General features: G+C 48.2%; 22 protein-coding genes. 12 read left to right on the top strand and 10 right to left on the bottom strand.

The features are described from left to right. Window positions 1-5: 5 nt before the first annotated feature. The 10 genes from FHS60_RS02850 to FHS60_RS02805 form a co-directional block, all read right to left on the bottom strand. A complete protein-coding gene (locus tag FHS60_RS02850; protein ID WP_183694714.1) occupies window positions 6-338 on the bottom strand; it encodes a nucleotide pyrophosphohydrolase in 333 nt (110 codons plus the stop codon). Window positions 339-428: 90 nt separating this feature from the next. Continuing rightward, complete coding sequence (dtd, locus tag FHS60_RS02845) at window positions 429-881, bottom strand: D-aminoacyl-tRNA deacylase (protein WP_183694710.1); 453 nt, start codon at window positions 879-881, stop codon at window positions 429-431. A 24-nt stretch (window positions 882-905) separates the two neighbouring features. Then, window positions 906-2,747: an excinuclease ABC subunit UvrC gene (gene uvrC, locus FHS60_RS02840; protein ID WP_183694707.1), complete on the bottom strand. Its 1,842-nt coding sequence runs from the start codon at window positions 2,745-2,747 to the stop codon at window positions 906-908. 105 nt (window positions 2,748-2,852) lie between these two features. Next, a complete protein-coding gene (locus FHS60_RS02835; protein WP_009347590.1) occupies window positions 2,853-3,389 on the bottom strand; it encodes an adenine phosphoribosyltransferase in 537 nt (178 codons plus the stop codon). A gap of 76 nt (window positions 3,390-3,465) precedes the next feature. Continuing rightward, window positions 3,466-5,343: a tRNA uridine-5-carboxymethylaminomethyl(34) synthesis enzyme MnmG gene (gene mnmG, locus FHS60_RS02830; protein ID WP_183694704.1), complete on the bottom strand. Its 1,878-nt coding sequence runs from the start codon at window positions 5,341-5,343 to the stop codon at window positions 3,466-3,468. Window positions 5,344-5,491: 148 nt separating this feature from the next. Continuing rightward, window positions 5,492-6,742 carry a glycosyl hydrolase 53 family protein gene (locus FHS60_RS02825; RefSeq protein WP_183694701.1) on the bottom strand — a complete coding sequence of 417 codons (1,251 nt, stop codon included), beginning with the start codon at window positions 6,740-6,742 and terminating at the stop codon, window positions 5,492-5,494. Between the two features lie 396 nt (window positions 6,743-7,138). Then, entirely contained in the window at window positions 7,139-7,615 is a 477-nt protein-coding gene (locus FHS60_RS02820; protein WP_183694698.1) for a DUF4251 domain-containing protein, read from the bottom strand. A 207-nt stretch (window positions 7,616-7,822) separates the two neighbouring features. Next, window positions 7,823-8,908 carry a DNA-processing protein DprA gene (gene dprA / locus FHS60_RS02815; protein WP_183694695.1) on the bottom strand — a complete coding sequence of 362 codons (1,086 nt, stop codon included), beginning with the start codon at window positions 8,906-8,908 and terminating at the stop codon, window positions 7,823-7,825. A gap of 45 nt (window positions 8,909-8,953) precedes the next feature. Continuing rightward, window positions 8,954-9,343 (bottom strand): acyl-CoA thioesterase, encoded by a 390-nt coding sequence (locus tag FHS60_RS02810; protein ID WP_009347595.1) that lies wholly within the window; start codon window positions 9,341-9,343, stop codon window positions 8,954-8,956. A gap of 18 nt (window positions 9,344-9,361) precedes the next feature. Then, window positions 9,362-10,657, bottom strand: a complete 1,296-nt coding sequence (locus FHS60_RS02805; RefSeq protein WP_183694692.1) for a DUF2851 family protein — start codon at window positions 10,655-10,657, stop codon at window positions 9,362-9,364. A gap of 230 nt (window positions 10,658-10,887) precedes the next feature. On the opposite strand from FHS60_RS02805, the gene FHS60_RS02800 reads away from it, so the two are divergent. The 12 genes from FHS60_RS02800 (at window position 10,888) to FHS60_RS02750 (ending at window position 23,776) form a co-directional block, all read left to right on the top strand. After that, on the top strand, window positions 10,888-12,708 hold the full coding sequence (locus FHS60_RS02800; RefSeq protein WP_244957409.1) for a DEAD/DEAH box helicase: 1,821 nt from the start codon (window positions 10,888-10,890) through the stop codon (window positions 12,706-12,708). Window positions 12,709-12,720: 12 nt separating this feature from the next. Then, the gene (locus FHS60_RS02795) at window positions 12,721-13,377 is read left to right on the top strand and encodes a porin family protein (protein WP_183694690.1); all 657 of its coding nucleotides are present in this window, start codon (window positions 12,721-12,723) and stop codon (window positions 13,375-13,377) included. A gap of 573 nt (window positions 13,378-13,950) precedes the next feature. Beyond that, complete coding sequence (locus tag FHS60_RS02790; protein ID WP_183694687.1) at window positions 13,951-14,820, top strand: OmpA family protein; 870 nt, start codon at window positions 13,951-13,953, stop codon at window positions 14,818-14,820. A gap of 156 nt (window positions 14,821-14,976) precedes the next feature. Continuing rightward, window positions 14,977-15,105: a hypothetical protein gene (locus tag FHS60_RS10405; protein WP_262886673.1), complete on the top strand. Its 129-nt coding sequence runs from the start codon at window positions 14,977-14,979 to the stop codon at window positions 15,103-15,105. Between the two features lie 117 nt (window positions 15,106-15,222). After that, complete coding sequence (gene metK, locus FHS60_RS02785) at window positions 15,223-16,509, top strand: methionine adenosyltransferase (RefSeq protein ID WP_183694684.1); 1,287 nt, start codon at window positions 15,223-15,225, stop codon at window positions 16,507-16,509. Window positions 16,510-16,561: 52 nt separating this feature from the next. Then, complete coding sequence (locus FHS60_RS02780; protein ID WP_183694681.1) at window positions 16,562-17,137, top strand: LOG family protein; 576 nt, start codon at window positions 16,562-16,564, stop codon at window positions 17,135-17,137. Continuing rightward, window positions 17,137-18,174, top strand: coding sequence for a DUF4271 domain-containing protein (locus FHS60_RS02775; RefSeq protein WP_183694678.1), 1,038 nt, complete (start codon window positions 17,137-17,139; stop codon window positions 18,172-18,174). The genes FHS60_RS02780 and FHS60_RS02775 overlap by 1 nt, the downstream gene beginning before the upstream one ends. 17 nt (window positions 18,175-18,191) lie before the next feature. Then, window positions 18,192-18,932: a uroporphyrinogen-III synthase gene (locus FHS60_RS02770; RefSeq protein ID WP_009347603.1), complete on the top strand. Its 741-nt coding sequence runs from the start codon at window positions 18,192-18,194 to the stop codon at window positions 18,930-18,932. 36 nt (window positions 18,933-18,968) lie between these two features. Further along, window positions 18,969-19,385 carry a ribonuclease P protein component gene (gene rnpA / locus FHS60_RS02765; RefSeq protein WP_009347604.1) on the top strand — a complete coding sequence of 139 codons (417 nt, stop codon included), beginning with the start codon at window positions 18,969-18,971 and terminating at the stop codon, window positions 19,383-19,385. 78 nt (window positions 19,386-19,463) lie between these two features. Then, the gene (gene yidD / locus FHS60_RS02760) at window positions 19,464-19,688 is read left to right on the top strand and encodes a membrane protein insertion efficiency factor YidD (RefSeq protein ID WP_009347605.1); all 225 of its coding nucleotides are present in this window, start codon (window positions 19,464-19,466) and stop codon (window positions 19,686-19,688) included. 164 nt (window positions 19,689-19,852) lie between these two features. Further along, a complete protein-coding gene (locus tag FHS60_RS02755; RefSeq protein ID WP_183694675.1) occupies window positions 19,853-20,392 on the top strand; it encodes a TatD family hydrolase in 540 nt (179 codons plus the stop codon). Between the two features lie 288 nt (window positions 20,393-20,680). After that, complete coding sequence (locus tag FHS60_RS02750; RefSeq protein WP_244957408.1) at window positions 20,681-23,776, top strand: outer membrane beta-barrel protein; 3,096 nt, start codon at window positions 20,681-20,683, stop codon at window positions 23,774-23,776. Window positions 23,777-23,997: the final 221 nt, after the last annotated feature.

Raw genomic sequence — 23,997 nt, 5'->3', positions numbered from 1 at the left:
TGATTTTAATGATTAGATGTTAGTTTGGGATTATTTTTGTGTCGCGTAGCATCGCGACGTGTTTTCTTTTCCATATTGCGCTCAAAAGCTTCCGTGAGGTTCACGCCAGTCTGATTGGCGAGGCAGAGTAGCACCCATAGGATGTCGGCCATCTCATCGGCAGGGTCTTGCGATTCGCCCGCTTTGAAACTTTGGTCGCCATATTTGCGGCTAATGACGCGGGCCAGTTCGCCTACTTCTTCCGTAAGGCACGCCATGTTCGTAAGCTCTGAGAAATAGCGAACACCATATTCTTTGATCCACTTGTCCACAGTTGCCTGGGCTTCTTCTAATGTCATATCTTGTTTGCTTGGGAATGTATATGAAAATGATTGATTAACAGAGTGTTGAGAATGCTTCTCTCGTATTTTAGATCATTTTTTTCTGTCTTATTCTTTGTTCTTCGTGTCCATACAAATGGTTACCGGCCCATCATTTAGGAGCTCTACTTTCATATCTGCCCCGAAAACGCCTGTTTCTACTTGATTTCCAATGTATTCCGAAAGGCGTTGGCAGAAGTATTCATAGAGCGGGACGGCGATATCATGGCCAGCAGCGCGCAGATAGGAGGGACGGTTGCCTTTCTTGTAGCTCGCCATCAGTGTGAACTGGCTCACAACGAGCGCATTACCTCCAATGCTGACGATGTCGCGGTTCATGATGCCTTCCTCATCGTCAAAGACGCGTAGGCCTGCTGCTTTTTTCGCCAACCAGTCGGCGTCTGCTTCGGTGTCTGAAGGCTCGATGCCGAGGAGTATAAGAAATCCTTGCTGGATGCTGCCGTGTACGCAACCATCTATGGTTACGGAGGCGTGAGAAACTCTTTGAATGACTGTTCGCATAATACTGTTAGCAAATGTACAAACTTATTCGTGATTTTCCTTATTGGAGTGGAGATTTTCAAATAGTTTCTGCCCATTTGCGTGCCCTACAACCACTTGCAGCTGCTGCAAACTGGCTTCTTTGATACGTTTCACAGAGCCGAAAGTCTTGATGAGGAGCTCTTTGGTCTTTGCACCTACGCCTGGGATCGTATCAAGTTCTGATTTGGTCTGACGTTTCGAGCGTTTTTGCCTGTGGAAGGTGATGGCGAAGCGGTGTACTTCGTCCTGCATACGTGTGAGTAGGCGGAAAAGTTCGCTGTCGGCCTTCATTCCGACGCTCTTGGGAGGAAATCCGAAAAGGAGCTCGCGCGTGCGGTGGCGATCGTCTTTGGCCAAGCCTGCAATGGGGATGTCGAGGCCTAAGGCGTCTTCCACTACTTCGCGGATAACTTCCATCTGGCCTTTTCCGCCGTCGGCTATAATCAGTTCGGGCATCTTCTTTCCTTCTTCTCTGAGTCGGCTATAGCGGCGGAAAACAACTTCTTTCATGGAGGCGTAATCGTCAGGTCCTACCACGGTTTTGATGTTATACTTGCGGTATTCTTTCTTACAAGGTTTTAGTTTCTCAAAGACCACGCAGGCGGCCACGGCGTCTTCGCCTTGGATGTTGGAATTATCAAAGAGTTCGATGTGATAGGGGAGTTTTTCAAGTCCTAAATCGCGCTGGATTTCTTTCATGAGGCGCACAGACTTTTGTTCTGGATTGAGCTTCTCTGCCTGCTTTAGGCGGTCGAATCGGTACTGCTTTACGTTCAGCTTCGATAAGTCGAGCAATTTCTTTTTATCGCCGCGTTGCGGGATAGTTTGGAGGGCGTAGTCGTCGGGTAAGTCCACATGGAATGGTACAATAATCTCTTTGCTGTCGCTCTCATAGCGGTCGCGCATTTCAACAATGCCCATCGCCAGTAGTTCCTCGTCCGTTTCGTCGAGTTTCTTCTTGTATTCAAAAGTGAAAGCTTGCACGATAGCGCCATTCACCACGTGTAGATAGTTGATATAAGCCAGTTTTTCCTCGCTTTCAATGTTGAAAACGTCTATATTGTAGAGAACGTCGCTGATCACCTGGCTCTTTGCGCGGTAGTTCTCTATCATCATGTATTGTCGCTTGACGAGTTCTGCCTCCTCAAAACGTAGTTCTGCGGCCAAGGCCATCATCTGTTCTTTCATCTTTCGCGCCACTTCGGCAGTATTGCCTTTCAGAATCTCGCGACAAGCTTCTATGTTGTTGATATAGTCCTGTCGGCTCTGACGTCCTACGCATGGGGCTAAACACTTATGTAGGTGGTATTCCAAACAAACTTCATACTTGCCTGCCTCTATCCCCTCGCGCGTCATAGCCGTGTGGCACGGCCGTGGCTTGTAGAGACCTTTGCAGAGGTCCCACAGCGCGTACATGGTGGGCGTATGGCTGTATGGCCCGAAGAATTGTGCGCCTTTGCCCGTCCTTTTCCTCACTTTGACGAGCCGAGGTAGGTATTCGTTGGTAATGGCCAGCGACGGGTAGGTCTTATCGTCTTTGAACAGCACATTATAGTGCGGCTTGTATTTTTTGATAAGTTTGTTCTCCAGAAGTAGGGCGTCTTCCTCCGTATCTACAACGATGTAGCGAATGTCCCGAATCTTTGGCACTAAAAATTGCGTCTTGTAGGTTTGCTTTGGATTATTGAAGTACGAACTTACGCGGCGTTTCAGGTTCTTAGCTTTGCCCACATATATGATGACACCTTTCTCGTTCAGATACTGATAGCATCCGGGCGAGTCGGGGAGGCTCTGGACGATTCCTTTGAGATATTCGTCGATTTTAACGCGTTCTTCTTTTTTCATATGCGAAGATTTCTTAACCGATATGGACCGAATCGGACCTGCGGTACAGCGAGCGTACGGCAGGTCCGTTGTGTTTGTTGGATAGAGCGTTTTCTCCGCTCGTGTTTACCGACGAACGGTGACGAGGGTAGTGATGTCCTTATCTGCCCCTAAAGTCTCACGTCCGTGTAACCCTTCCATTGCCAATTCAATAAGGAAGTTGATGTATATCTTCTTCGGTTTGAAATGCGCACAAAGGTTGTAAACGGCTTGCATACTTCCGCCTGTTGCCAGAAGGTCGTCGTGGATCAATACAACATCTCCTTCCTCGATTGCGTCTGTGTGAATCTCTATCGTGTCGTAGCCGTATTCTTTTTTGTAGGAGGCCTTGCACGTTAGCGCAGGGAGTTTGCCCGGTTTGCGGGCCATAACGAAGCCGGCTCCTAATTCGCTGGCCAGGATTCCGCCCATGACGAAGCCGCGCGATTCAACGCCGACAACTTTAGTTATACCTTTGTCTTTGTAGATACGTACTAATTCTTCTTTTATCTCTTTCACGCAATCAGGGTTCTTAAATAGCGTGGAGACATCTTGAAACTGTATCCCGGCTTTTGGGTAATCGGGAATGTTTCGCAGGTTGTTAAGCAACAACTTCTCGTTCATAATTTCCTTTATTTCTTGAGGTTTCTGAGTTTTTGTTTCACGTGGAACTTAATAAGAATATACCTTTTTATCGGTATTATCGTCCTAATAACACCAATAGTACACTAATATCTGAAGGGGATACTCCGGGGATGCGACTAGCTTGTCCGAGCGTTGCTGGTTGTAAGGCTGTCAGTTTTTGGCGGGCTTCTGTGGAGAGAGAACTTAATTCCTCATAGTTGAAGTTGCCTTTTATTTTAATAGCCTCTAAGCGTTGCATTTTTTCGGCCAATTGTTTCTCTCGCTCGATGTATCCGGAGTATTTCATTTCTATTTCTGCTGCTTCGGCGATCTCTTCTTTCTTGTTGTCGAAGCTTTCGATGATTTCGCGCAATTTGCCTATTTCATCGGATAATACAGAAAGATTGAGTTCGGGGCGCACTAAAAGATCGAAAAGTTTGCATCCGCGTTGCAATGGCGTGGAGTTATGCTGCTCCAAGAACGGGTTGATTTTTTCGGTCTTTATGGAATAGTTATGGCAGAAAGAAATGATTTTATCGATGTTCTTCTTTTTCTCTTCCCAAATAGCGGTACGCTCAGGTGTGGCGATTCCAAGGCGCGATGAAATGGGTGTGAGGCGAGCGTCAGCATTGTCTTGACGCAGCAGGATGCGATATTCTGCGCGAGAAGTAAACATACGGTAGGGTTCGTCCACACCTTTTGTTACAAGGTCGTCCACTAAGACACCGATATAAGCTTCGTCGCGGTGAAGCGTTAAGGCTTCGCTACCGCCGCATTTGAGTACGGCGTTAATACCTGCAAGCAAACCTTGTCCTGCTGCTTCCTCGTAGCCCGTAGTTCCATTGACCTGTCCGGCAAAGAAGAGGCCGTCCACTTTTTTCGATTCCAACGAATGTTTTAGTTGGGTGGGGTCAAAGAAATCATACTCGATGGCGTAGCCAGGACGATAGAGTTTTACATCGCGGAAGCACGGAATGCGTTTTAGTGCTTGCAGCTGGATGTCCATGGGCAGACTTGAAGAGAAACCATTTAGGTATAATTCGTTGGTCTCTACTCCTTCTGGTTCGAGGAATAAGGGGTGGCTTTCTCTGTCAGGAAATACTACCAATTTTGTTTCGATACTCGGGCAATAGCGCGGGCCGATGCTTTGGATTTGTCCGTTGTAGAGCGGAGAGTCAGCCAGTCCCGAACGAAGAATTTCGTGTACTTCTTCGTTTGTATTACATGTCCAGCAGGGGAGCTGGGGTAGTTTGCGTTGTGGTCCGATATAGGAAAAGCGATGATAGTCGGTTTCACCGGGTTCTAAGCCCATTTCTTCCAAGTGTACTGAACGTTTGTCGATACGTACGGGAGTACCTGTCTTCATACGCGCTTTACGTATGCCGAAATGCTCGATGGATTCGGTTAAAAACTTTGAAGCTGGTTCGGCGCACCTTCCGCCTTCCACCTTGCTGCGTCCGATGTGCATCAGGCCATTCAAGAATGTTCCTGCAGTGATGATTACGGTGCGAGCATGAAGGACGATGTCCCAAATGGTACGTACGCCCGTGATTTGTCCGTTTTCAACGAGGATTTCGCGGGCTTCGTCCTGCCAGATATGAAGATTGGGTGTATTCTCCAATAGGATGCGCATTTCCTGAATGTAGCGTGCGCGGTCGCACTGTGCGCGCGGACTCCACATGGCAGGACCTTTGGAGCGGTTGAGCATTCGGAATTGTATGGCCGAAGCATCTGTCACGATGCCCATCAAGCCTCCCAGCGCATCCACTTCGCGCGCAATCTGCCCCTTGGCGATGCCGCCAATGGCCGGATTACACGACATTTGTGCAATTTTGTTCATATCCATCGTCACCAAGCAGGTCTTCGCCCCCATGCGGGCTGCAGCGTTGGCCGCCTCGCATCCAGCATGGCCCGCTCCAATGACAATGACATCGAAATTAAATTCTGCGTTCATTCAGTTTCTTTTCTTTCAGCCCGCAAAATTACGAAAAATACGCGATTATGTGAAAGTCAGAGGATTATTAGTCAGAGCCCCGCCATACTTTTATCCTCTCTTGGGAGGTAAGTAGTGGCGGGGCTCTTAAGGGTATTGTATGGTAGATTTATCTTATGAGAATCTTTTGATTTTGCATTAAATAAAGCCCAGAACTCTGTGGGCGGCTGATGCGGAGACCTTGCAACGTGTACCAGCTACTGTCTGCTGTTGACGTCGACAGAGCTGTGATGCCAGAAGTGGGTTGTAAAAACGATTTCAGTGCAGAAAGTGCAGAAGTGGCTCGTCCCGTACGGTTGTCGAACAAAGGAGCATTGTACCAGGAATCTGTTACACGGTTTGACATCCAATCCAATCCGTTCTCGTTGGCTTCAGGAAACCACCAATATAGGCCGTTGACATTCTGATGATTGTGGAGTGTAGCGATGAGTGCCTTGGTGAAAAGTTCTTGTCCCGCATCAGAGTAGGGGTAAGTGTCCGTCAAGTCGTAGGTTGTTCCGCCTACAGGCCAGGCATAGGGATAGCCCGTTTCGACAATCATGATTTTCTTATCGCTAAACTTATTTTCAAGAGCCGTTAGTGCCTTATCTAATGAGGTGAGCGTGCTGTGATAAGCAGGGTAGTAGCTCAATCCGATGATATCATAGTCTACACTCGCTTCAGTCATTTTCTGATAGAAATTTTCTTGCACTTCGGGCTGCAAAGTCCGTTCGGTGTGGAGAATTATTTTTGCATGGGGACAAATTTCTCTGCAAGCCTGCGCTGCGCGTTTTAGCAGTGTGGTGAAGCGCGCCCAATTTGCTGTGTTGCCGATGTAGCATCTGTGGTCTTGTGAGCCTTCTTTTCCCCAGAGCATGCCGTAGCTGATTTCGTTGCCTGTTTGGATGAAATCTGGCGTAGCACCAACCTCCACGAGTTCTTGAAGCACATCTACCGTGTATTTGTAGATTTCTGTGTATAGTCTTTCGTCGTTCAGCTGTTCCCAAGCCTTTGGTGTCCATTGTTTGGCAGGATCAGCCCAAGAGTCGGAGTAGTGGAGGTCAAGTATCAGTGACATTCCCGCTGTTTTGATTCGTTTAGCGAGATTTTTGACAAAATCAAGGTCTTGACAGACACCCTGTCCCTTGTCTGTTGCCGAAGCATTTTCCGGATTAACAAAGAGGCGCATACGCATAGAGTTGAGTCCTTGTTGCTTGAAGAAGGCGATGACATCCGTCACGGGACGCCCATCATGGTCGAAATATTTAGCTCCATGCTGTTCGTATTTAGGAAGAAGCGAGATGTCGCCACCTACATATTCTTGGGCTGATAGGCTATTAACGCACAGAAAAGCAGCCATTAAAAACTTGAGAATTTTCATAAACGCTTAGTTTTGTTGATGGGCAAATGTAGTAAAAACTATACATGTCAAAAGAAAATCTCTATATAGATTTGTTGTATAACTCATTTGTCCTTTTCTTTTGCGATGTTTTGAACTATCGGCAGAGGAATAGAATAGAGAGTTTTTTTGTTTGACTTTTGGGGTGTATTTCAGTGAGAAAATGCGAACGGGAGACAACTTTTTTGCGTAAAAGGTGCTCAATGATGGCCATCTTTAAGGTGTGCGTTGCTACAATAAGGGCGTCGGCTGACACAATAAAGAAGCCAGCTGACAGAATAAGGATGTCAGCTGGCACAATAAGGAAAATGACGAGTTCGAAGTATGTATATATGGCTGTTCTAGTGTTAGAAACTTATGCGTTGCGTGTGAAAACGTTTAGAGTTTGAGTTCGCCGTCGTAGGAGATAGGTTGGCGATGGACAGGTTGTACGTACAGATCGAAGCGCCCATTGTCGAAGATGTTGAGTGTGTATTTGAAGAAATCTTCTGCGGTACGTACGGAAATGTAAATGGTGGTGCAATTTTTCTTCTTCCGAACCTGCTGAAAACTTTCCATTTTCTGCTCGAAATCCAGAGCGTTACCCGCATTGTAGGACGAGCGATAGACCGTTCCGAAATAGGGGAGATAGCTGCGCAGCGTATCGCCCTTGACCTCAAGAAAGAACTCTCCGCCAACGTATTTACTCGATGCGCTGGCAGGGTGCATATTATTGACGCTTAATGTGAAATGTTTAGCGTTGAGCATACGTTGCACAGTAGTAGAAACTTGTTCCGCCTTTTCTGCCTGTTTCTGTCCTGAAATACCTTGCGCTGTGGCACAAGCAGTAAGGACGGACACTAAAGCAATCAGCATGAGTGTATTTCTTATTATATTTTTCCTCTTTCCTGTCATAATCGTAAGTTTTAGTGTGAATATGCGAATATAAAAAAACTCTTTGGTACTGACCAAAGAGTGAGCTGTTTTTACAGATATTTTCTGTTTGTTTAGTATTGTTATAAAGCTGCTTAAATACTTAAGCATCAGCCTGATAGGCAGAGCTGGAGGTGGTGTGGTAAGGACTTATTTTAGCAGTCTGTACATACCACCTGGAAGGACTTTGATAAGGCCGCGTAATTCCATAGATAGGAGCAGCGTATTGACTTTATTGAAAGGGAGAGCCGTTGCCGTGACAAGGTTGGAAATCGTATGGGGGTGACCATCGGCAAGACTCTTGCAGATGCATTCTTCTTCAGGCAAAAGCTCGGGGAAAAGTTCGCGCTGAATGGGTTGCAGCGTTTCCTGTTGCGTCCACTGCAGTGCTAGCGTTATATCCTCGGCCGAGGTGACCAGTTGTGCCGTTTGTTGCGCGATAATGCGGTTGCAGCCCTCAGAATACGGGTCGCCAATGCACCCAGGATAAGCAAAGACATCGCGGTTGTAGTTCTGCGCCAGATGCGCCGTGATGAGTGCGCCCCCTTTTGCCGCACTTTCCACAACGATTGTGGCATCTGCAATGCCTGCCACAATGCGGTTACGGCGCACAAAGTTGCCCTTGTCAGGCTTTGTGTTGGAAGGATATTCCGTGAGTAGTCCGCCCGCCTCCAGCATACGTATAGCCGTGTCGCGATGGGAGGCAGGGTAGATGCGGTCCAAGCCGTGCGCCAATACGCCCACTGTGGGCAAGTGATGGTCTAAGGCATTGCGGTGGGCGTGAATGTCGACGCCATAGGCAAGGCCGCTGACGATGAGTGTGTCAGGCAAGAGTTGTGCAAGATCTTGCAGAAGATGACGGCAGAGGTCTTTGCCGTATTCCGTGATATGACGTGTTCCTACGACAGATAGGATGTGCGGCGCATTGAGCTGTGCCGTTCCGCGATAGAAAAGGAGAAGCGGAGCATCAGCACAGTTGCGCAAACGTTCGGGATAGTCTGCATCATCAAAGCTAAGGATGCGGATGGATTTACTTCGGCAGAATTCCGCCTGCTGTTCTGCCCATTTCAAAGCTTCGGGCGCATTTTTTAGTGCAGCCCTTAGCTTTTCAGGTCCCTCTTTACCCTTTTCAAATACGGCCTGCGCCGAACCAAAAGTTTGATAAGCTTCCAGCGCTTGCGCTTGGCTACAGCCACGCAAGCGAGAGAGAGCGAGAAGGAAATGTTGTTCGTTCATAGAGATCAGATAGGCAAAAATATTTTTTTGCAGTAGAGCAGTAGCTTAAGGAATGAGTTCTTGAAGCTCTTCACAGTCGCCCAGACGGCCGTTGACGATAGCAACCACCGTGGTTTGGGCTTTCAAGCAGAGTTGGTGGTCGGGAAGGCGAAGGAGTTGCTGTTCAAAAACGTATTTGATGCCTTCTCTGCGAACAGAGAGCTGTGAGAGAAATTCATCGCCGGGGCGGAGCGGTGTTTTGAATTGCATTTCTAAGCGAGCCACCACTGTGTCGATGCCGCGGCGATGCAGCTCATCAAAAGCAAGTCCGCGCGACCGAATAAATTCATTACGCGTGTGTTCTGTGTAATGTTGGTAGTTAGCATTGTTAACGATTCCTTGAATGTCGCATTCATAGTCGCGCACTTTAAGTGTAAGTTCAAAAATAGGTGTCATTATTATATATATATATAATTATAAAGTTTTGCGTAAGTATTCAGAACCGAACCGACAGCGGATGCAGTCGCGCTTGTCGCAGTATTCCCGCTTCAGCTGGATGAGGGCTTGGGAGTCGGCCGCATTGCGTGCAGGAAGTCCTGCTGCTGCCCAAGAGCGCGTGATGAAATTGTGCTCTGTTCGTGTCTCTTCTAATAGGTTGAAAGCGCGTTCACAAAGGCTTTCGTCGAGACGTTCCTTTCCGTAGGTGAAGAGCAGCGGAGCAACGGTGTTAATGATAATCAAATCGAGACTGGCATTCTGCAACTGCTTCGAGTTCTCAACGGAGTCAATGCCGAAGGTATAGTGGCGCCGCCAATAGTCCGTTGCTTCAGCGCGCAACAGGGAGCGAAGGCTGTCCAGATTGCGTGCTTCGAGGATTCGGGAGAAGTTGACGCCTTGCCGGAAGTAGAGATCTACAAGTTGCGACAAGCGAACGTGGGGGAAGTTTTGTGGGCGGAGTCGGAGGAACTTCCAATGGTGGAAATCCATTGGTGTGAGCGAGAATTTGTGCTTTAGAAAGGTGTATTCCTTTTGCAGACGGCAAAAATAATCATCGCGACGCTCTTGCGCCACTGCTGCATCATCTAGCAAGCCTGCTTGTCCGAAAAAGAAAGCCTCCACCTGGAACGCATTGTCACGATGTTTTCCCACAGCGCTTGGCTCAATGAGAAAGGCCCATTCTTCGAAAGCTTCAGAATTGACCGAGAAGCCGAAATTGCGAGCTAAGGTGATGAAGAACGTGCGCTCCCAATCGTTGTACGTGCGTTGTAGATAGTTACGTAGGCGGTTGGTCTTGTCCTCCAAGCGCTCAGCCGTCAGAGCGGCCAACCAAGCGTGTTTTTTGATGTCGGGGAGGTGAGGAATGATGCGATAGCAGGGAGGGAAAGTGTCTTCGTGGAGCAATTCTTTATAGTTGCAGAGAATCTCAGGCGGAACCGTAAGTACGAGTTGAGGCAAGGATTTACCGTCGAGCGTAAGTGCCTGCTCATCGGCAACGGAAACGACATGGAGAACGACGTTGTTGTATGCCGCGTCCTGTTGGTGCTGATGTCTAAACCAGTCAGAAGCACGTTCGTGAATTTCAACGTTTCCCACCCACAATTTCCCACCTATTTTCACTTTTGCGTTAAAGAAGTCGGGCCCAGCGTTGAAGTTATGGAGACCGGGATCTATGATGTCAATCTCGGCGCCGTCTTCCGTGTGCAACGTTCCGAGAGGGTAGATTCGGTGTTGCCAAACGTAATGGAGCAATTTTTCCATATTTGTTTCCATACTGGTTTAAACGAACAAAGATAAGGACTTTTCTCGGAATGTGCAAGTGTGTCTTCTCCTTCCTTTTTCTGCTCATGGGGTAAGATTCTCTCCATGCTGGTGAGAAAAAAGATTAGAATTGTCAATAATTCAAGACAAAAGAGAACGAGAATACAAGACTTCCGTTGATAATTTATTTTGTACTTCCTTATTATAGGTGTACCTTTGCCGCGATTACAAAAGACATTGATTTGAAGACATTTGAAGAACTCGGCGTTTCGGAGGCTATCCGCCGCGCTGTGGAAGAACTGGGATACGAACAACCTATGCCCGTTCAAGAAGAAGTGATTCCCTATCTTTTAGGCGAGAACAACGACGTGATTGCGCTTGCTCAAACGGGAACGGGTAAGACGGCAGCTTACGGGCTGCCCATTTTGCAAAAGGTGAATCCCAGTAGCCGACACACACAGGCAGTAGTGCTAAGCCCCACGCGTGAGCTCTGCCTGCAAATTGCAGACGATTTGAAAGACTATTCCCGCTATATCGACGGCCTTCATGTGCAGGCTGTTTATGGCGGTGCCAGTATCGACAGTCAGATACGTGCGCTGAAAAAAGGAGCGCAAGTTATTGTGGCTACGCCTGGTCGCTTGATCGATTTGATGAATCGAGGTGTAGCTCGTTTGGACGAAGTACAGAACGTGGTGCTTGATGAAGCCGATGAAATGCTCAATATGGGTTTCTCGGAGAGTATTGATGCTATTCTTGCGGGAGTGCCTGAGGAGAGAAACACATTGTTGTTCTCGGCCACGATGAGTAAAGAGGTGGAAAACATTGCAAAGAACTATCTCCACAACCATAAAGAAATTGTTGTCGGTTCCCGTAATGAGGGGGCCGAGAAGGTTAATCATGTCTACTACATGGTGCAGGCGCGCGATAAATATGCGGCACTGAAACGTGTGGTGGACTATTATCCGCGTATCTTCGCCATAGTGTTCTGTCGGACACGTATGGAGACGCAAGAGGTGGCAGATAACTTGATTCGCGACGGCTATAATGCCGAAGCGCTCCATGGCGACTTGAGCCAGGCGCAGCGCGACCTGACGATGCAGAAGTTCCGCCAGCACACCATTCAGCTGCTTGTGGCAACCGACGTAGCTGCTCGTGGCTTGGACGTGGACGATCTGACCCACGTTATCAACTACGGATTGCCCGACGACATTGAGAGCTATACCCATCGCAGCGGCCGAACGGGGCGTGCAGGTAAGCGAGGTACGAGTATCTGTATTATCCACCAGCGTGAAAAAGGAAAAGTACGCGCCATAGAGCGTATTCTGGGCAAAGAGTTTGAGGTTGGCGTTCTGCCAGAACCCAAGGAAATTTGTACCAAGCAGCTCTATCACGTCATCGACCGCTTGGAACGCCAGGAGGTCGACGAAAACGAAATTGCACCCTTCATGCCCGAAGTGCTTCGCAAGCTTGATTGGCTCACAAAGGAAGACCTCGTGAAGCGCGTTGTTGCAGATGCCTTTGGACAGTTCCTGAAGTATTACGCCAGCGCACCGGAAATTTTACAGCCAAAAGATCGTGGCGGTAAACACGATGAAGGAGGCGGTTTCTCACGTCGTGGACGCCGTGAAGACGGACCGCGCCGCGCTGAAGCAGGTTATACTCGATTGTTTATCAATTTAGGCAAGCGTGATAATTTCTACGCTCGGGAAATTATCAACCTTATCAATCGCCATGTGAAAGGCAATGTAGAAATCGGGCGTATTGATTTGACGCAGAATTGTTCTTTCTTCGAAGTTCCCGAAGGCGATGCCGATTTCGTTCTCAAAAAGATGCGCCGCGCCAAGGTAGGCGATCGTCCCGTCGTTGTGGATAATGCCGATAGGGACGCTTCTGCCACAGAAGAGCGCAGAGGACGTAAGTCTGCGGGGAAAGGACGCAGCGAGCGCGGAGCTCGTGCTGAGCGTTTCGATAAGCCGCGCAAACGCCGTTCGGACGAAACTGCCGTGAAGCGGTCGAAGAAGAAAAATAACGAAGATTCCGATTGGCGAAAGTTTTTTGAATAAACATAACAACATATGATAAGGAAACTCATTGTGGGGCTGCTCTTGTTGCTCGCTATGCCAGCAGCAGCGCAGCATTTGCAAATGAAGATTGGAGGCGGCTTTGCTTCCCACCATTCTGATGCCAAACTTGTTGGCGCTTTCAAGGCGGGCTTGGGCTATGAGATTGAGCTTGGGCAGCACTTGACGGTAACGCCTTGGCTCACGGCTTATGCTAAGGGCTGGAAAGATAAGGATCAGGTGGTGAAGTATTATGATGAGCACGGCAATCCTATTCTTAATGCCGATGGCACACAGCGTACAGGCATAAAGAGCCGTACAACATCAGCCAACTATTTGGAAGTGCCCGTCCTTTTCAACTATTATCTGCGCCTAGGTGCATCGCGCTACGTCGTTTTGAGTGCAGGCCCCTATGCCGCCCTTGGCATCAACGGTCAACAAAAGACGCGCGGCGATGCTGAACAAGAAGGAAGTCGCAAAGTCTTTTATAAGACCTCAACGTTCAAGGGAGCAGGCGTTCATCGCTTCGATGCGGGGCTGACGGTCGGATTGGGCTATCAATTTCCTACTCATATCACCGTGGGGGTGGAAACAGATTTCGGTCTGCTTTCCTTTGATAAATCGGGTGCGCGCAACGTTTCGGGGCTCATTACTTTAGGCTATCAGTTCTAAATACCCTGTTAGTGGTATTGCAGCCCTATAAGAACTGCCCTACCTTTGCACTCGGATTCAAGGTGGAAGTTTTCCCCAATGAGTTATAGTAAATTTAAATTGTTATGTTCCAAAAATAGCCAGCGCGAGTGAGCGTTGGCTTTTGGTTTTTTATGCGGGTGCGCTTTCTTTTGCGATTTATTGCTGTCATCTCTCCTCTTCTTTCTTTCATTTACTTCTGCGTTTCGATAAACAATATAGGATTGTTGGTCTGTTGTAAAGCGTTGATTTATAACGTAATAATGTAGGCTGTATTTTTCCTTATTGCGTCAGCTGACACAATAAGGCTGTCAGTTCACGCAATAAGGCTGTCAGCTGACAACCTTATTGTATTTTTGAACAACTCCTATAAGGATATCAGCCCCTTCTTTGTCGTAATAATAACAACGACAGTGCTGCAAAAAGAGTGGGAGAGGGGAACGATTGCAATAAGTGGAGGCTGTTGTAAAAACTGCAAGAATCATTAAAACATACTAAAGGATTTGTCCGGTTCAGATAAAAAAGTCTATCTTGCGAGCCGAAACAATAAATCCAATGTATATAATGAAAATCAGAAGTATTTTTTTCCCCGTTCTCGCAGGTGCACTCATACTGAGCAGTTGTGCCAGCAAGAAAGAGTTTGAGGCATTGAAAGCTGAAAATGCAGAACTCAAACTGCAGAACCAAGACGCTCGTATCAATCTGGCCGAGTGTAACGCAAATTCTAAGAATCTCCAAGATCGATTAGCGGAAGAGCAGCGACGCGTGGCAGATTTGCGTAAAGACTATCAGACGCTGCAAGGCTCGCTCGATAAGAGTTTGCAACAGAATAATCAAGGCAACATCAACATTTCGAAGTTGGTGGACGAAATCAACGCTTCCAATCGCTTTATCAAGCAGCTCGTTGAGGCTAAGACGAAGAGCGATTCGCTGAATATGGTGCTCACCAATAATCTGACGCGTTCGCTCAATCGCGAGGAACTTCAGGAAGTGGATGTTCAAGTTCTCAAGGGTGTTGTTTATATCTCTCTGGCCGATAATATGCTCTACAAGAGCGGCAGTTATGAAATCAACGACCGTGCCAGTGAGACGCTTTCCAAGATTGCGAAAATCATCAAGGACTATAAGGACTATGATGTGCTCGTAGAAGGTAACACCGACCCTGTGCCCATTTCTCGCACCAATATCCGCAACAATTGGGACCTCTCCTGCCTCCGTGCCTCCAGCGTTGTACAGGCGCTCCAAAATCAGTATGGTGTGAACCCTGCCCGTCTTACGGCAGCAGGTCGCGGTGAGTATAACCCCATCACCACAAACGACTCTGAGCTGGGCAAGCAGCGCAACCGCCGCACACAGATCATTATTACGCCGAAGCTTGATCAGTTCATGGATCTCATCGATAAAGCTCCAAACACTGAAGAGTAAGAGAAATCCAACATCGGGTCAGTCCGTTCTGTTCGGACTGACCCGATGTTTTTGCTATATTTTACTTTTGCTGTACCAATCCAAAGAGGAAGCTTTACATAAAATACTTATATTTCTTCCGTCTTTTCTTGGTGGTGCAGAAAAGAGGCGCTAACTTTGCAACGCAAAGTGGAAATGACACGGCATGAGCTTTTTGCGCTGCGCTATGTTCGCTCCACTGATACCGAGGATAGATTTGGCTGCTTGCAACCTCGTAAAAAGAATGCTAAAATGACCGACGGTTAAGTCCGCAATGGTAACACCGTCATGATGGATAAAGCGCCAACGGAGGGCGCTTATTTTTTTGTTCCCTCCGTAAGCCATCGCTACAGATTTATTCATTCTTACATTTCAAAAAAAACTATGTATTTATTCACTTCCGAATCGGTGTCTGAGGGACACCCCGACAAGGTGGCCGACCAAATATCGGACGCCGTGCTTGACGAACTGCTCGCTTTCGATCCCAGTTCTAAAGTAGCTTGCGAAACAATGGTGACGACCGGACAAGTAGTCGTTGCTGGGGAAGTAAAGTCCGACGCTTGGGCCGACTTGCAGACCGTGGCGCGCGACGCTATTGCCCATATTGGTTATACCAAAGCCGATTATAAATTCGACTCTGAAAGCTGTGGCATTTTCAGTGCCATTCACGAGCAGAGTGCCGACATCAATCGTGGCGTTGAGCGCGTTGATGCAGAAAATCAAGGTGCTGGCGACCAAGGTATGATGTTTGGTTACGCCAATAATGAGACTGACAACTATATGCCGTTACCTCTTTCCTTGGCTCACGACTTGATGATCACGCTCTCCCGCATCCGCCGCGAGGGAAAGGTGATGACCTATCTCCGTCCCGATGCAAAGAGCCAGGTAACGGTGAAATACGACGACCACGACCACGCCGTAGCCATCGACACCATTGTCATCTCTACGCAGCACGATGAGTTTATCTCCGCTGCCGAAGCTGGTAGCCAGGAGAAGGCCGATGAGCAGATGTTGGCCAGAATTCGTGAGGACGTCATCAATATCCTCATTCCGCGCACCATTGAAGAGCGTGTCAATACACCGAAAATCAAAGCGCTGTTTGAGAATAGTGACATTACCTATCATGTAAATCCCACGGGCAAGTTTGTCATCGGTGGACCGAACGGTGATACAGGTCTGACAGGACGTAAAATCATTGTCGACACTTATGGCGGTCGCGGCGCTCATGGTGGTGGTGCTTTCTCGGGTAAAGACCCTTCTAAGGTGGACCGCAGTGCCGCTTATGCTGCTCGTCATATTGCTAAGAATATGGTGGCAGCCGGTGTGGCCGATGAGATGCTCGTTCAGTTGAGCTATGCTATCGGTGTGGCTGAACCTATTAGTATCTATGTCAACACTTACGACAAGAAACACGTTGCTTTGAGCGATGGCGAGATAGCAGAAAAAATCAAACAGCTCTTCGATCTTCGTCCCTACGCCATTGAGCAGCGTCTGAAATTGCGCAACCCCATCTATGTGGAAACAGCACGCTACGGCCACATGGGCCACAATCCGCGCATGAAGCACAAGGTGTTCCGCCTCGGTAATGAGGTGAAAGAAATGGATGTTGAGCTCTTCACCTGGGAAAAGCTCGACTATGTTGAGCAGATTAAGAAAGCGTTCGGGCTTTAATAGATAAAAATCAACGTGGCGGGGCTTGCTCCGCCACATTTCAAAGTGACCCATGAAGATAACAGTCTATGGTGCCTCCTCGGGGCAAGTAAAAGATATTTATGTTGAAACTGCTCGCCAATTAGGCACGATAATGGCCCGGCGCGGTCATGCGCTGGTCAATGGTGCCGGACGTATGGGGCTGATGGCGGCATCTGCCGAAGCTTGTATGGAAGCTGGCGGTCAAGCCATAGGTGTCATTCCGCAGTTCATGATTGAGCAGAGTTGGCAGCATAAAGGGATGTCACAACTCATTGTGACGCGCGATATGCACGAGCGCAAAGAGCGAATGGCCGAATTGAGCGATGCTTGTGTGGCACTGCCCGGCGGCGTTGGCACTTTGGAGGAGTTGCTCGAAATCATCACATGGAAGCAACTCGGCCTTTATCTCAAGCCCATCATTGTGCTCAATGTTGATGGTTGCTTCAGTCCCTTGCTCGAACAGCTACAGCGCGCTGTCGATGAGCGTTTCATGCGTCCTTTCCATGCCCAACTCTGGCAAGTGGCAGAAACAGCAGAGGAAGCAGTAAGCCTCTGTGAAACCACGCCCGAATGGGATAAAAACTTACAAAAATTTGCTGCACTCTAATGCAGAAGACCATCGCACTTTTTCAGTCGGACAGTACTCACTTCTATTCTTTTGATGCGGCTGCATCCGAAGTCTCTTCCAACGAGCGCAGTTCGCGCCAGCAAGGAGAGCATAGGCATACGTGGGAAAAAATGCCACCTCTTGAGGCAGCTCCCGATGCTGTTTATACGGAGGAGCAACTCACTGCTGCCCCAACGCGTGTGAGCACAGCGGATCAAACGGATTTTTTCTCTCCAAAAGGAAAAATTCATGAGTTCACATTCTATGAACCGCTATGGGATAATGCTTTTGTCGACTCTCTCCAGCAGAAAATAGAGGTAGTGCCTTTTCGTCCACAAGGCGTTGCGGGCGACCCCGTGCCTTATCGTTTCCGTTCTGACGATTTTGTGACAACAGCACTTATGCTCTCTTTTTTCCTGATGATTTATGTCATCTCGCGCAGTCGCCACTACCTCAAAAACCACATCAAAAACTTCTTCTCTCCCCACGAGTATAACGATATTTTTGCACCACGCACGCAGAACGAGTTGCGCGGGCAGCTCTACCTTATCTTCCAGCTTTGTTTTACACTGGGAGTGCTCACCTTCGACTATGTACAATCGTTCAAACCAGAAATCTTCAACTCTGTATCGCCCTACAAGATTCTCCTGGTATCTTCCAGTATCTTCGGCGGCTTTTATTTCTTGAAGATTGCGCTCTACTACTTTGTCAACAATGTGTTTTTCGACCGCAAAGTGATTTCGCAATGGAACGACGCCTACCTCTTGTCTGTTTTCTCCATGGGTGTACTTCTTTTCCCCGTAGCCCTCTTGGTGGTCTATTTCGATCTTGACTTCCAAACTATGTTGGTGCTATTTTTTAGTGTGTATGCCTTTCTCAAACTATTGCTCTTTTATAAGTGTTTCCATATCTTTTCGGAGTATAAATTACACTTTTTGCATATAATTTTATACCTTTGCACGCTAGAATTGTTCCCTCCGCTTATTTTGTGGAGAACTTTGAACTATGTGTTGAATGCGTTAGTCTCTATTGATTAAGAAAGCAATCCGGACAAATGATAAAGAAAATTCTTATTTCGCAACCAAAACCGGCCTCTGATAAGTCTCCGTATTTTGATCTTGCGAAAACCTATGGGGTAGAAGTTGTATTCCATCCTTTTATTCGAGTAGAAAGTGTGTCGACAAAGGAATTTCGTGCACAAAAGGTGCAAATCCTTGACCACACGGCTATTGTCTTCAATTCTCGACACGCCATCGACCATTTCTTTAATCTCTGTAACGAACTGCGCGTTGCTATTCCCGACGACATGAAGTATTTCGGGCTTTCAGAAAAGATTATGCTCTACATACAGAAGTATGTGCAGTACCGTAAGCGTAAGATTTTCTTCGGAGCAACGGGTAAATGGGATGACCTTGTTCAGATTATGGCAAAACACAAGACTGAAAAGTACCTCGTGCCGCAGAGCGATGTGGCAGGTGATGAAGTCTCTGCTATGCTCGAAGCTAAGAAGCTTCAACACACGGAGTGTACGATGTACCGCACTGTTCCCAATGATATGCCGAAAACGCTGGAAGGTTATGATATGGTCATTCCCTTCACGCCGAGTGGCGCCATTGCCATTGCTGATGCTTATCCCTGTTTGAAGGACGGCAATGTGCTGGTGGGCTGTTTCGGAAAAAACACTGCGCAAACGCTCAAAGACGCCGGTATTCCTGTTGCTATGGAAGCTCCTTCTGTTCAAGCCCCTTCTATGACGGGAACGCTTGAGCTCTTCCTCAAGGAAACAAATCAGTAAAGATATTTAATGCCCGTTTTCAGCGGGGAACTAAGCATGGAGAAGCCTTTCGGATTCCCGAAAATAGAACATCTTTGTTTGCGAACGGATGTGGAAGCACTCTTTGCCTCAGGCAGTAGGGCCTCTAGCGTTTATCCCCTACGCGCTGTCTATCGCCTTGTGGATCACGACGGAAAAGAACCGAAGGTGAAAGTGTTGATAAGTGTCTCCAAGCGTTGCTTCAAACATGCTGTGGATCGCAACCGCGCGAAACGGCAACTGCGTGAGGCTTACCGCCATCACAAAGACATCCTGCGCGAAGCTCTTCCGGAGAATACCGCTCTCCACATAGGTTTTCTTTGGTTGAGTAATAAGCCCGTTACATCGGCCGTGGTAGAAGAGCGACTTGTTAAGCTGATGCAAAACGTTGGCGATAAGTTGTTGAAAGAACAAGAAAATAAGAACAATGAGTAATTACTACTCCTCTGCTCCTTTGTGAAGCGCACGGAAATGTAATTACTCATTGTTCGTTTATAAAAAACACTTCACAGAATGCTCCGTCAATTTCTCATCCGTTTGCTGATAGCTCCCATTCGTTTTTATCAGCGTTTCATCTCTCCCCTGACACCACCCTCTTGTCGGTTCACCCCTACTTGTTCGCAATATGCCGTTGAGGCCCTTCGGAAGCATGGCCCCATCAAAGGCCTCTTACTCTCCATTTGGCGCATCCTTCGCTGCAACCCTTGGGGCGGTAGCGGCTATGACCCAGTACCATAACCTTTTTCAATGTGCTAATGTGGAGGATGTGCTAATGTGCTAATGTAGCGGCATTCGCCGCTTCGTCTGTCATGTTTTACATTTCCCCACATTAGCACATTCAAAAACTCACCATTCTCTGCATTAGCACATTAGCACATTCCCCACATTAGCACATTTAAAATATGGATTTCCACACCCACAACCAGCAAGCAGCACCAGGAACGGCCATCGTCAATCTGCCGCTCGACATTGTGCACCAGCCGGAAACGTTTCGGCCTGTGGCAGGTGGTCTCTATTCCGCTGGCATTCATCCTTGGTGGACAGAAGCGGACGGTGTTGAGGCTCTGTTTGTAGGGCTGAAACAGCTTTTGGAGCATCCGCAGGTAGTGGCGTTGGGAGAATGCGGGCTCGACCGTTTGCGCGGAGGAAGTATGGAGTTGCAAGAAACCGTGTTCTGCCAGCAGGTAACCTTGTCCGAAACCTTACAGAAGCCCCTCACTATTCATTGTGTTCGTGCTTTCGATGTCCTCTTGCAACTCAAGAAAAAGCTCCGCCCTACACAGCAATGGACCGTTCATGGTTTCCGTGGCCGTCCCGCCTTGGCTCGCCAGTTGCTTGATGCAGGCTTTGATTTGAGTTTCGGAAAACAGCGCAATGAGGAATCCTTTGCCCTTACGCCTCCCACGCGCCGCCATGAAGAAACCGATGATGATTGGTTGTAGTTCTCTGATATAGTACAACATATCCTCTTATACACGGTTCATCCCCGAATTGTACAGGTTTTTATGAGTAAAGAAAAGTACCTGTACAATTCGGGGATGAACCAAAAACTTAGAAAAAGTTAGGTCATTTAAATCTTTTTTTTACTTTTGCCACACAGACATAGCAAATGTCCTCGGAGAAGGAAGAACATCTGCTGGGAGGTTTTGGTGGAATCGTACCCGCCACATCTCTGCCTGCTTCCAATTCAGCATGTCGAAATGTTCCTTGTGCAAATGTAGGTTGTCAAGATGCAAGCTGCGCAAATGGTGATTGTAGCAATCAGCAATGCTCAAATTCAGGTTGTATTAGCGTTGATATTACAACTGCTGTGCCAACAACCACGCCCCATATGCCAGGAGTACACCTCTGTGGACTCTTGTAGTCTTCTTTCAGTAGAAACTTATAGAAATACTTATCCTTTAGCATTATACCAACTTTTTCATAATATTGATATGCAGTATTTTCTCCTTTTTCTTGGATTACTCTTCTCTTTACCAGTTTTTTCGCAAAAGGACTCCATTATGGTGTATGGCAATATTGCGGACGCTTTCACTGGTGCAATTATTGAAGATGGAACTATTGATGTATTGTCTCCCGATTCTACGGTACTCTTTCCAGGAGAATGGACGTACAATATCGATGACGGTGTGCGGACAGCTTCGCTCTATTATTGTAAGGTTCCCGAAGAAGGTAACTACATCCTTCGTCTTCAGCACCCCAATTATTTCCCGCTCTACTTTCCTATTACCGTAAAGTTGGGCGCGCGCAATAGTGGTTTCGTAATCATTCCTCAAAAGGCTTTGATGCGCAAATGCCCCAAGGAGCAAAGGCTGGGAGAGGCCGTGGTGAGGGCCACGAAGATAAAAATGGTGATGAAAGGCGACACCCTCGTTTACAACGCCGATGCCTTCCAACTTTCGCAAGGCTCGATGCTCGATGCGCTGATTGAGCAACTGCCGGGGGCGCAACTCAATGAGAGCGGCGTGATCACGGTGAACGGCAAGCGGGTGAGCAGTCTGCTGGTCAATGGTAGGGACTTCTTCCGCGGCGACCCCAAAATAGCATTGGAAAACCTTCCTGCCTACATGGTCAACAAAGTCAAGGTCTACGAGCAACAAAGCGACTTTGAGGAGATGACAGGGCTGAAGGAAATAGAGCGGCCGCTGGTGATGGATGTCAATCTCAAGCGGCAATATTCCATCGGCTGGATTGCCAATGCAGAGGCTGCACGCGGCACGAAAGACAAGTACTTGGCGCGATTGTTTGCGCTGAGATTTTCAGACTTGTCACGCTTAGCGATTTTCGGCAGTATCAACAACACCAACGACACACGGCGCCCGGGAGCAAAGGGCGAGTGGTCGCCGTCCTATCTGCCGCAGGGCTTGCAAACGAGCAAAACGGCCGGAGCGGAATACAGTTACGAAAATCGCCACAAGACGTTTGAATGGACGAGCAATGTGGACGTGACACACACCAACAACTACACGCTCACCACCTACAACCATGAGAGTTTTCTACCCACTCAGCGCTCCTTCTCGCTCAGTCGTTTGGAAGCGAACAACCACACGACGTGGTTCAACACGAGTCATCGATTTTCTCTGAAAAAAGCGGTGCGACAATCAGGGCAAATCAGTTTCAACTACGACAAAAATACCAACGACGCCACGCAACGTGCCGGCGAGGTGGGCGCTAATCCGTTTGAGCTGGTGCCCAATGGAGAGGTGCTCGATGAGCTGTTTCGCCCAGGCAGCACGCGCCTGCAGCAGTTGGCACGCAACCGTCGCTATTCGCTGATGCGCGGCAATGGCGAGAATTGGCGCTTGAGTGCACCCTATCAATTACGTTGGAGTCCTTTTCAGCAGTCGGGGGTGAACGACTTCTTCTCTTTTAATTTCTCAGGAGTTTACGACCGACATCGCGCTCGGACTTTCGACCACTATCGTTTGGAATATCTCGGTGCGGGAAGTGGAACAAACGACTTCCGCAACCGCTATCGCAGTGCTCCCTCCCATCATTACAACTTCAACACGGAGGCATCTTATTTCATGCCCATTGGCGCGTTTTGGCCGACCTTGAGCTATAAATATTCGCAAGACTATTGCGATGCCAACACCAACTTCTACCGTCTCGACCGGCTTGCGGGATGGGGTGCCAACACCGACTTCGCGCTAGGTATGCTCCCCTCGACAACGGCCGACATGATGCAGGCACTCGACGCGCCCAATAGCGGACACTCGCGCTTGTGGCAGCGTCGGCATCAGGTGAGCCTGCGCTTGGAATATCGCACGAAGCATCAAAACCGCACTACAATAGCCTTCCAACTTCCGTTGCGTTGGGAACTGGAGCATTTGTTGTTCGACAAAGTCGGACAGCACTTCGACCGAAATCGAACGCAGGCGTTGTTTTCTCCGCAGGTCTATCTTCATCAACAGTTTCAGAAAGGAGAGACCAGTCATGTGTTCATCCTCAACTACTCGCTGTCACGCGCAATGCCCGACTTTATCTATGCCCTCGAATTGGAGGACAGTTCCAATCCGCTCTACATCCAAAGGGGAAATGCCCACTTGGTGCCAAGCACCACGCAAAACCTTTCGTTCACAATGAACACGCTGAAAAAGTACAGGAAACTCTACGACTTGAATCTGTCCTACCAACGTACTTCCAACGCGCTGGCCACAGAACGCACCTACAATCCTACCACAGGAGGATATGTGACGCACCCGGTCAATGTGAACGGCAACTGGCGCACCGACGGCACTTTCAGCACCAATGGACAGTTTGGTACGAACAAAGCTTTCGATTGGAGCAACCAGTCCTCTTTCTCTTACGACCACAATGTTGATATGGCCAACGTGGTCGGCAGCACCACACATGAGTTGAGCACCATCGGCAGTCTTTATCTCCGTGAACGACTTTCGGTCAACTATTCGCAACGAGGTTGGCACTTGGGAGCGAAAGTGCAAGGCAGTTACAATCGCATGACCGGCCAACGCAGCGACTTCAAGGAGATCAGCGCGTGGGACTACAGTTATGGACTGACTGCACGCCTCCCATTGCCGGGTAAGGTGGGACTGAGCACGGACTTCACCGTATTCAGCCGTCGAGGCTACACCGACACGCAGCTCAACACCAACCACTTCATTTGGAACCTTCGCCTCGAGCGCAGCATTCTGCACGGAAATCTGACCTTTGCTCTCGATGGTTTCGACCTGCTGCACGAACTTTCCAACGTGACACGCACAGTCAATGCACAAGGCCGCACTGAAACCTACCACAATGTCATTCCTTCTTACTTCATGTTGCACGCCATCTATAAGTTCAACCTGTCACCTAAAACACGATAAAATGAAGACAAGCAGGTACAATCTCTACTTACAAGATTCAACAGGCATGGTTATATATAATGTTTAGGTTCATCCCCGAATTGCGTTGGTACTTTTCTTTACTCATAAATACCTGTACAATTCGGGGATGAACCCTCTTTTTCTTTCCGCAATATCCTTAAGTTGGTATTGCGGTTTTTTGTTGAGTCCTCACACAGCAAGTGTAGATGAATGAAGAGGTG

Source organism: Alloprevotella rava, from assembly GCF_014195585.1.
GTDB classification, from domain to species: domain Bacteria; phylum Bacteroidota; class Bacteroidia; order Bacteroidales; family Bacteroidaceae; genus Alloprevotella; species Alloprevotella rava.
Note: the sequence above shows the minus strand (reverse complement) of the source record. Positions and strands in the feature narration are given on the sequence as shown.

Bases quoted from the DNA above. Each gene is read 5' to 3' on its own strand.
- FHS60_RS02770 (WP_009347603.1), top strand. From the start codon at position 18,192: ATGATAAAGAAAATTCTTATTTCGCAACCAAAACCGGCCTCTGATAAG.
- FHS60_RS02810 (WP_009347595.1), bottom strand. From the start codon at position 9,343: ATGACACCTATTTTTGAACTTACACTTAAAGTGCGCGACTATGAATGC.
- FHS60_RS02775 (WP_183694678.1), top strand. From the start codon at position 17,137: ATGCAGAAGACCATCGCACTTTTTCAGTCGGACAGTACTCACTTCTAT.
- FHS60_RS02795 (WP_183694690.1), top strand. From the start codon at position 12,721: ATGATAAGGAAACTCATTGTGGGGCTGCTCTTGTTGCTCGCTATGCCA.
- dtd (WP_183694710.1), bottom strand. From the start codon at position 881: ATGCGAACAGTCATTCAAAGAGTTTCTCACGCCTCCGTAACCATAGAT.
- FHS60_RS02755 (WP_183694675.1), top strand. From the start codon at position 19,853: ATGGATTTCCACACCCACAACCAGCAAGCAGCACCAGGAACGGCCATC.
- FHS60_RS02835 (WP_009347590.1), bottom strand. From the start codon at position 3,389: ATGAACGAGAAGTTGTTGCTTAACAACCTGCGAAACATTCCCGATTAC.
- FHS60_RS02750 (WP_244957408.1), top strand. From the start codon at position 20,681: ATGCAAGCTGCGCAAATGGTGATTGTAGCAATCAGCAATGCTCAAATT.
- FHS60_RS02825 (WP_183694701.1), bottom strand. From the start codon at position 6,742: ATGAAAATTCTCAAGTTTTTAATGGCTGCTTTTCTGTGCGTTAATAGC.
- FHS60_RS02790 (WP_183694687.1), top strand. From the start codon at position 13,951: ATGTATATAATGAAAATCAGAAGTATTTTTTTCCCCGTTCTCGCAGGT.
- mnmG (WP_183694704.1), bottom strand. From the start codon at position 5,343: ATGAACGCAGAATTTAATTTCGATGTCATTGTCATTGGAGCGGGCCAT.
- metK (WP_183694684.1), top strand. From the start codon at position 15,223: ATGTATTTATTCACTTCCGAATCGGTGTCTGAGGGACACCCCGACAAG.
- yidD (WP_009347605.1), top strand. From the start codon at position 19,464: ATGCTCCGTCAATTTCTCATCCGTTTGCTGATAGCTCCCATTCGTTTT.
- FHS60_RS02820 (WP_183694698.1), bottom strand. From the start codon at position 7,615: ATGCTGATTGCTTTAGTGTCCGTCCTTACTGCTTGTGCCACAGCGCAA.
- uvrC (WP_183694707.1), bottom strand. From the start codon at position 2,747: ATGAAAAAAGAAGAACGCGTTAAAATCGACGAATATCTCAAAGGAATC.
- dprA (WP_183694695.1), bottom strand. From the start codon at position 8,908: ATGAACGAACAACATTTCCTTCTCGCTCTCTCTCGCTTGCGTGGCTGT.
- rnpA (WP_009347604.1), top strand. From the start codon at position 18,969: ATGGAGAAGCCTTTCGGATTCCCGAAAATAGAACATCTTTGTTTGCGA.
- FHS60_RS02780 (WP_183694681.1), top strand. From the start codon at position 16,562: ATGAAGATAACAGTCTATGGTGCCTCCTCGGGGCAAGTAAAAGATATT.
- FHS60_RS02805 (WP_183694692.1), bottom strand. From the start codon at position 10,657: ATGGAAACAAATATGGAAAAATTGCTCCATTACGTTTGGCAACACCGA.
- FHS60_RS02850 (WP_183694714.1), bottom strand. From the start codon at position 338: ATGACATTAGAAGAAGCCCAGGCAACTGTGGACAAGTGGATCAAAGAA.